Source organism: Gammaproteobacteria bacterium (genome assembly GCA_028817255.1).
GTDB classification, from domain to species: Bacteria; Pseudomonadota; Gammaproteobacteria; order Porifericomitales; family Porifericomitaceae; genus Porifericomes; species Porifericomes azotivorans.
This window is the reverse complement of sequence record JAPPQA010000082.1, coordinates 1-6,419: the sequence shown is the minus strand read 5'-3', so window position 1 is coordinate 6,419 and position 6,419 is coordinate 1. Positions and strand designations below refer to the sequence as shown.

General features: G+C 63.7%; 6 protein-coding genes. 2 read left to right on the top strand and 4 right to left on the bottom strand.

What is annotated here, in order from left to right; all coding sequences use genetic code 11:
- Nucleotides 1–809 (bottom strand): DEAD/DEAH box helicase (locus OXU43_03815; protein MDD9824284.1); only part of this gene is annotated, 809 nt, incomplete at its 3' end.
- A 153-nt stretch (nt 810–962) separates the two neighbouring features.
- Between OXU43_03815 and trxA the strand changes: the two genes are divergently transcribed.
- Nucleotides 963–1,289, top strand: coding sequence for a thioredoxin TrxA (gene trxA, locus OXU43_03810; protein MDD9824283.1), 327 nt, complete (start codon nt 963–965; stop codon nt 1,287–1,289).
- A gap of 160 nt (nt 1,290–1,449) precedes the next feature.
- Complete coding sequence (gene rho / locus OXU43_03805; GenBank protein MDD9824282.1) at nt 1,450–2,706, top strand: transcription termination factor Rho; 1,257 nt, start codon at nt 1,450–1,452, stop codon at nt 2,704–2,706.
- Between the two features lie 31 nt (nt 2,707–2,737).
- Here rho and sat read toward each other — a convergent pair whose 3' ends face one another.
- From sat to OXU43_03790, 3 genes are all read right to left on the bottom strand, one after another.
- Entirely contained in the window at nt 2,738–3,952 is a 1,215-nt protein-coding gene (gene sat, locus OXU43_03800; GenBank protein ID MDD9824281.1) for a sulfate adenylyltransferase, read from the bottom strand.
- 72 nt (nt 3,953–4,024) lie between these two features.
- A complete protein-coding gene (gene dnaG / locus OXU43_03795; GenBank protein ID MDD9824280.1) occupies nt 4,025–5,785 on the bottom strand; it encodes a DNA primase in 1,761 nt (586 codons plus the stop codon).
- 106 nt (nt 5,786–5,891) lie between these two features.
- On the bottom strand, nt 5,892–6,341 hold the full coding sequence (locus OXU43_03790) for a GatB/YqeY domain-containing protein (protein ID MDD9824279.1): 450 nt from the start codon (nt 6,339–6,341) through the stop codon (nt 5,892–5,894).
- Between the last annotated feature and the right edge of the window lie 78 nt (nt 6,342–6,419).

Sequence of the window (6,419 nt, the reverse complement as noted above, 5' to 3'; positions counted from 1 at the left end):
TTGCCCTGCAGACAACCGTGGACACGGTCGGCGCCGCGACGGGTATTGACGAATATGATGGTGCGTTGCGGGTTGATGCGCCTTAACAGCCCGACCAGCAGCGCCATCTTATCTTCGTTGGAGATGTGGTAGAGTTGCTGGGAGACTCCGTCCACGGTGATCTTATCCGGGCGAATGCGAATCAATTCCGGGTTATTCATGTGTTCGTAGGCCAGCTCCGTCACCCGCCAGGGCAAGGTAGCGGTAAACAGCATGCTCAACCGCTGTTCGGGAGGCGGCATGCGCCGGAGCAGGAAGCGCACATCGCGGATGAAGCCGAGGTCGAACATGCGGTCCGCCTCGTCGAGCACGACCACGCTCAGGTCTTGCCAGCTAATGATGCGCTGACGATAGTAGTCTATGAGACGCCCCGGGGTGCCAATCAGGATGTCCACGGGCTGGCGCAAAGAATCGCGCTGCTGCTCGTAATCCACGCCTCCATAGACCAGCGCCAGCCGCAGGCCGGTATAGCGCCCGAGGGCCTGCGCATCGCTATGGATTTGCACGGCCAATTCCCGGGTGGGCGAAACGATGAGCGCCCGCGGCCGACCGGCACGGAGGCGCCCTTGGCCGCGAGCCAGAAGGTATTGCATTGCAGCAAGCAAGAACGCGGCCGTCTTGCCGGTGCCGGTCTGTGCCTGACCGGCCACGTCCCGTCCCGCGAGCAGCAACGGCAGGGCGTCGGCCTGGATAGGAGTGCATTCGCTAAATCCCAGCGATTCTATGCCGCGGGACAAGAATTCATGTAACGGAAGTGTCTCGAATCGCATGCAGTACTATTATGTATGGTCGCGCATCGCTCCTTCCCCGCCAGCGAGGGGGTGAGCGCGAAGTGCCAGTGTGAATGGCCCGCCTTGGTATGTCTGGCCCTGGGGATGGTAGCATAATTAGCAGGTACGAGTCGGCAGGAGGGTAAAACGCCCATGAGCGAGAACATTATTCACGTCACCGATTCCTCCTTCGAGGAGCAGGTGCTGAATTCCGAACAACCCGTCATCGTGGACTACTGGGCCGAGTGGTGCGGTCCCTGTAAGATGATCGCCCCAATCCTGGAGGAAATCGCCAAAGAATACGCGGACCGGATCGTGGTGGCGAAGATGAACGTAGATGAAAACCAGAGCATTCCGCAACAGTATTCCGTACGCGGCATCCCCACGCTCATGATATTCAAGAAAGGGAATATCGCGGCCACCAAGGTGGGGGCGATGTCCAAATCCCAGTTGGGCGCGTTCATAGACAGCAATATCTAGGAGGCATGGACACAGCCCTTGCAAGGTGCTATCCTCCCGCTCCCGTGCCGCTCCCCGAAGCGTCTGAAGCCGTCGGCTTCAGGCGCGCCAAAGAGGGAAAAGCGGCGGGGAGCCAAAAACGTCTCAGGCCGAAGGTGAACGGCCTGAATCTGGAATCGCCATGAAACTTACCGAGTTAAAGCGCCAGCCTCCACAGGAGTTAATCAAGCTCTCCCACTCCCTGGGCCTTGAAGGTCTTGCCCGTTCCCGCAAGCAGGACGTGATCTTCGAGATCCTGAAGACCAAGGCACAGCGGGGGGAGGACATCTACGGCGACGGCGTCCTGGAAATCCTGCAGGACGGATTCGGCTTTATGCGCGCGGCGGACAGCTCCTATCTCGCGGGTCCGGACGACATTTACGTATCCCCGAGCCAGATCCGCCGCTTCAATCTCCACACCGGCGACAACATTTCCGGAAAGATACGCCCGCCCAAAAACGGCGAACGGTATTTTGCCCTGCTCAAGGTAAACGAGATCAATTACGAGCCGCCGGAAAAAGCCAAGAGCAAAATCCTGTTCGAGAACCTTACCCCGCTGTTCGCGCACGACCGGCTCACCCTGGAACGCGGCAACGGCAGTACGGAAGACCTGATGCCGCGGATCATTGACCTGATCGTGCCGATCGGCAAAGGACAGCGCGGGCTGGTGGTATCGCCGCCCAAGGCCGGGAAGACCATGATGTTGCAGAGCATCGCCAAGTCCATAGCGGCAAACCATCCCGAATGCCACTTGATCGTTCTCCTGATTGACGAGCGCCCGGAAGAAGTAACCGAGATGGAGCGCTCCGTGCGCGGCGAGGTGCTGTCCAGCACCTTCGACGAACCCGCCGCCCGCCATGTGCAAGTGGCCGAGATGGTAATCGAGTATGCCAAGCGCTTGGTGGAGCACAAGAAAGACGTGGTGATCCTGCTCGATTCCATCACCCGGCTCGCCCGCGCCTACAACGCCGTGGTGCCTTCTTCCGGCAAGGTGTTGACCGGCGGCGTGGACGCGAATGCCCTGCAGCGTCCTAAGCGCTTCTTCGGCGGGGCGCGCAACATCGAGGAGGGCGGGAGCCTGACGATCATCGCAACCGCGCTGATTGACACCGGCTCGCGCATGGACGACGTGATCTACGAGGAATTCAAAGGCACCGGCAACATGGAGATCCACCTGGACCGGCAGATTGCCGAGAAAAGGATCTACCCGGCGATCAACATCAATCGCTCCGGCACCCGCAGGGAAGAATTAATCACGAAACCGGACGAGCTGCAAAAAATATGGATCCTGCGCAAGGTGCTGCATCCCATGGAGGAGACCGCGGCCATGGAATTCCTGCTGGAGCGGCTGAAAGCCACCAAGACCAACGCCGAATTCTTCCAGGCTATGAAGCAGTAACGCGCGGCGCCCCGCGGCGCCCGGGCGCGGTTCAATGCCGCCCTTTCAGGGAGCGATAATAGCGCTGGAGTATCGCCGCCACTTCAGGGCGCGCAAATTCTTCCGGGAGGGCCTCGCCCGCACTCAATAACTCCCGTACCCGGGTCCCGGAGAGGGATACGAAATCCTCAGGACGGTGGTCGCGGGCCTCCCGCATCATGACCACCCGCCCGAGCTTGCGAGAATAGGCGGTGTGATCGGCTTTGAAAATTCGTATCTGCAAGGCGTCGGGAGGAACCTGCGACTCGAAAATGGTCTGGGCGTCGAAGGGGCCGTAGAAGTTGCCCACCCCGGCGTGGTCACGCCCCACAATCAGATGGGTACAGCCGGCGTTCTGGCGAAAGATGGCGTGCAACACCGCCTCGCGTGGGCCGGCGTAGAGCATATCGAAGCCGTAACCGCTGATCAGCACCGTGTCGCGCGGGAAATAGCCCTCCACCATTTTACGTATCGCCGCATCCCGCACGGAGGCCGGGATGTCCCCCGGCTTCAGCCGCCCAAGCAGCATATGGATCAGGATACCGTCCGCCGACACCTCCGCCTGCGCCATTTTGCACAGCTCTTCGTGGGCACGGTGCATAGGGTTTCGCGTCTGAAAGGCCACCACCCGCCTCCAGCCCAGCTCCCCGATGGCCTGCCTCAGCTGCACCGCCGTGCGAAAGGTATCGGGGAAATCTTTTTCGAAATAACTGTAATTCAGCACCTGAACGGGCCCCGCCACGGCATAACGGCCCTGCGCCAGAAAGGTCTCAACCCCGGGATGGGAGCGATCCTGAGTCCCGAATACCGCGCGGGCAATGCGGCGCAGCTGTTCCTGGCTCAGGGTATCCACCCGGGTCACCTCCTGAACGGCGAGCAACGGATTGCCCGATATATTCGGGTCGCGCAGAGCCAGCCGCGACAGCCGGGAGGGAGGCCGCTCGCGACAGAGGTTCAGGCAGGGCACCGGCCAGAACAGCCCGGCCGTCGTTCGCATCTCTTCCGCAACGCGCAAAGCGTCTGCCGCATCCATATAGCCCTGCAGGGGATGAAAATACCCTCCGCCCAACATGACCGCATTCGCCGCCGCCGCCGGGCCGAGCACCAGGGACGGCAATCGCGCGGCCTGTTCGAGCAGGGCCTGCCGCCGCGGCGGGTCCGCGACATAAAGAGGGCGGAGCGCATTGCCGCCTCCGTAGGGGGGGATCGGTATCCGCGGCGCGGTCACAGGACGCGCCTTAACGAGGGAACACGGCAGTCGGAACGACCCCCGCGTTCCCATACATCGCCGGGTTCCCGTTCAAGAAATTCCCGCCCGGGGGGATTCGGTACAGGACCGTTGCAGGGCCTGGAGTTCCTCCCGATCTTCCGGGCCAAGCCCTTCCGGCCCCTTGGCGATCAACGCGCGCAGCCGTTGCCGGTCGTGGCGTTGCCGCAACCGGGCCAAGGCGCCCTGCAACTCTTTCTCCAGGACGGCCTCCTCGTCAATCGGCGATGTCACCGCAGCCAGCTCTTGCAACCTCTTTTCGTAGCGGCTGCCGCGCCAATGCTCCAGGATGCCGGCGCAAGCGGCCTGGGGGTGGTCGCATACCCACTGCACCAGATCCGCCAGGAAATCGGCCCCCGGAACTTCGAGCCGCCGCAACGACTCCGGTTGCGCAACCCGCAAGGCCAGCGCCGGTCGTTGCAGGATCAGGGCAATAATGTTTCCGACCAGCGAAGACTCCGGGGGCCGTGCGGCCTCCGTCCGCAGCGGCGCCTCCGGTCGCGCGCGGATCTGCAGCTCCAGGAAATCGGCATCCATCCCCACCAGAGGCGCGAGGTCCTGCAGAATGAGGCGCCGCAGGAACGGGTCTCCCAGGCGCTCGAGGTACTTCGCCGCGCGGTCCAGCAAACGGGCCCGCCCCTCGCGGCTGTCCAGGGCCAGCCCCTCGCGCACCTTGCCGATCAGGAAATCCGACAAGGGAATCGTCCGGGACAAATCGGCAAAGCGAGCCGCCCCGACCCGCCGCACGAAAGTGTCCGGGTCTTCTCCTTCCGGCAGCAGCAAAAAGCGCAATTCCATGCCGGGGCGCAGCAGCGGCAAGGCGGTCTCCAGGACCCGGCCCGCGGCATTGCGGCCGGCCGCGTCGCCATCGAAACACAGCACCAGCTGCCGGCAAAGCCGGAACGCGGACTCCAGCTGGGACCGCGTGACGGCGGTCCCCAGAGCAGCGACCGCATTGGCGACCCCCCGTTCCGCAAGGGAAATCACGTCCAGATAGCCTTCCACCACGTACACCCGCTCAAGCGGGCCGCGCTCGCGCAGGGGCATGTGCGCCCCGTACAACTCGCGCCCCTTGCGAAAGACCGCGGTCTCCGGAGAATTAAGGTATTTGGGTTCGTCCGTGCCGATGGCGCGAGCGCCGAAACCTACCGGCCGGTCGCGGCGGCGGCCATAAACGGGGAACATGATCCGGTTCCGAAAACGGTCGTACATCCCGCTGCCACGTTCTTTCGGTTCTTTCGCCAGCCCGGCCTCGACCAACAGCCGGCGCGCGGCCTCGTCGCCTCCCAGTTCCCGCAGCAGTCCATCCCAGCCGGGCGCGGCATAGCCCAAGCCGTATGCCTGGGCGGCCTGTTCGCCGATCTCCCGCCGGCGCAGGTAATCCCTGGCCTTCTTGCCCGGCTCTCCGCGAAGTTGCCGCCGGTAATATTCCGCCGCCCGTTGCAACAATGCGTAGATCTCCCGCAGCCGGCCGCCGCCATGGCCGCCGCCCCCCTCCCGCAACATCTCCATGCCGGCGCGATGCGCCAATTCCTCCACCGCATCCGGAAACTGCATACCGGCATGCTTCATGAGAAAGCCGATAGCGGTGCCGGACGCGCCGCAACCGAAACAGTGGTAGAACTGCTTTTCGGGGCTGACCGTGAAAGACGGGGTCTTTTCCTTGTGGAACGGGCACAGCCCCACGGAATCGCGCCCCGCCTTGCGCAGCGGCACGTAGCCGCCGATCAACGCGACGATGTCGGTGCGCTCCAAAACCTGCGCAATGAAAGAATCGGGGATCCTGCCTGTCATGCCGGGGGCCTCCGGGTATGCAGTATATACGGCCCCGCGGGAGGCGCGACGGAGAAGGCGGCGCCCGCCGCGCCGTCCGGGAAAACCGCGCGGGACACGGGCAACCTCAGCCCAGCAGTTGCCGGACCTTGGCCGCGGCCTGCGCCATATCGGCACGCCCTTGCAGGCCCGGACGCAGGATCTTCATGACCCGGCCCATGTCCCGCACGGAAGACGCCCCGGCTTCCGCGATCGCGTCGCGGATCAGTTCCGCCAACGCATTCTCGCTCAGCGGCGGCGGCAGGTAGCCCTCCAATACCGAGAGTTCCGCCTCTTCCCGTGCTGCCGACTCGCCGCGGCCGGCACGACGATATTGCCCGATGGCATCCCGGTACTGGCGGACCAGCCGCTCCAGTTGCGCGAGGCTTCCCGCATCGTCGAGCGTCGTCCGGGAGTCGATCTCCTGCTGGCGCACCGCCGCCAGCCACATGCGCAAGGCGGTGACGCGCACCCGATCCCGGGCGCGCATCGCCGCCTGTAAATCTTTACTGAGCCGGTCCTTGATCGCGGCAGCCATGGCCAGCCGGAACGAATCGGCGCTTCAGCGGGAATAACCGCGGCGCATCGGCCGCAGGGCGGTCTTGGCGATCTTTTT

Bases quoted from the DNA above. Each gene is read 5' to 3' on its own strand.
- trxA (MDD9824283.1), top strand. From the start codon at position 963: ATGAGCGAGAACATTATTCACGTCACCGATTCCTCCTTCGAGGAGCAG.
- rho (MDD9824282.1), top strand. From the start codon at position 1,450: ATGAAACTTACCGAGTTAAAGCGCCAGCCTCCACAGGAGTTAATCAAG.
- dnaG (MDD9824280.1), bottom strand. From the start codon at position 5,785: ATGACAGGCAGGATCCCCGATTCTTTCATTGCGCAGGTTTTGGAGCGC.
- OXU43_03790 (MDD9824279.1), bottom strand. From the start codon at position 6,341: ATGGCTGCCGCGATCAAGGACCGGCTCAGTAAAGATTTACAGGCGGCG.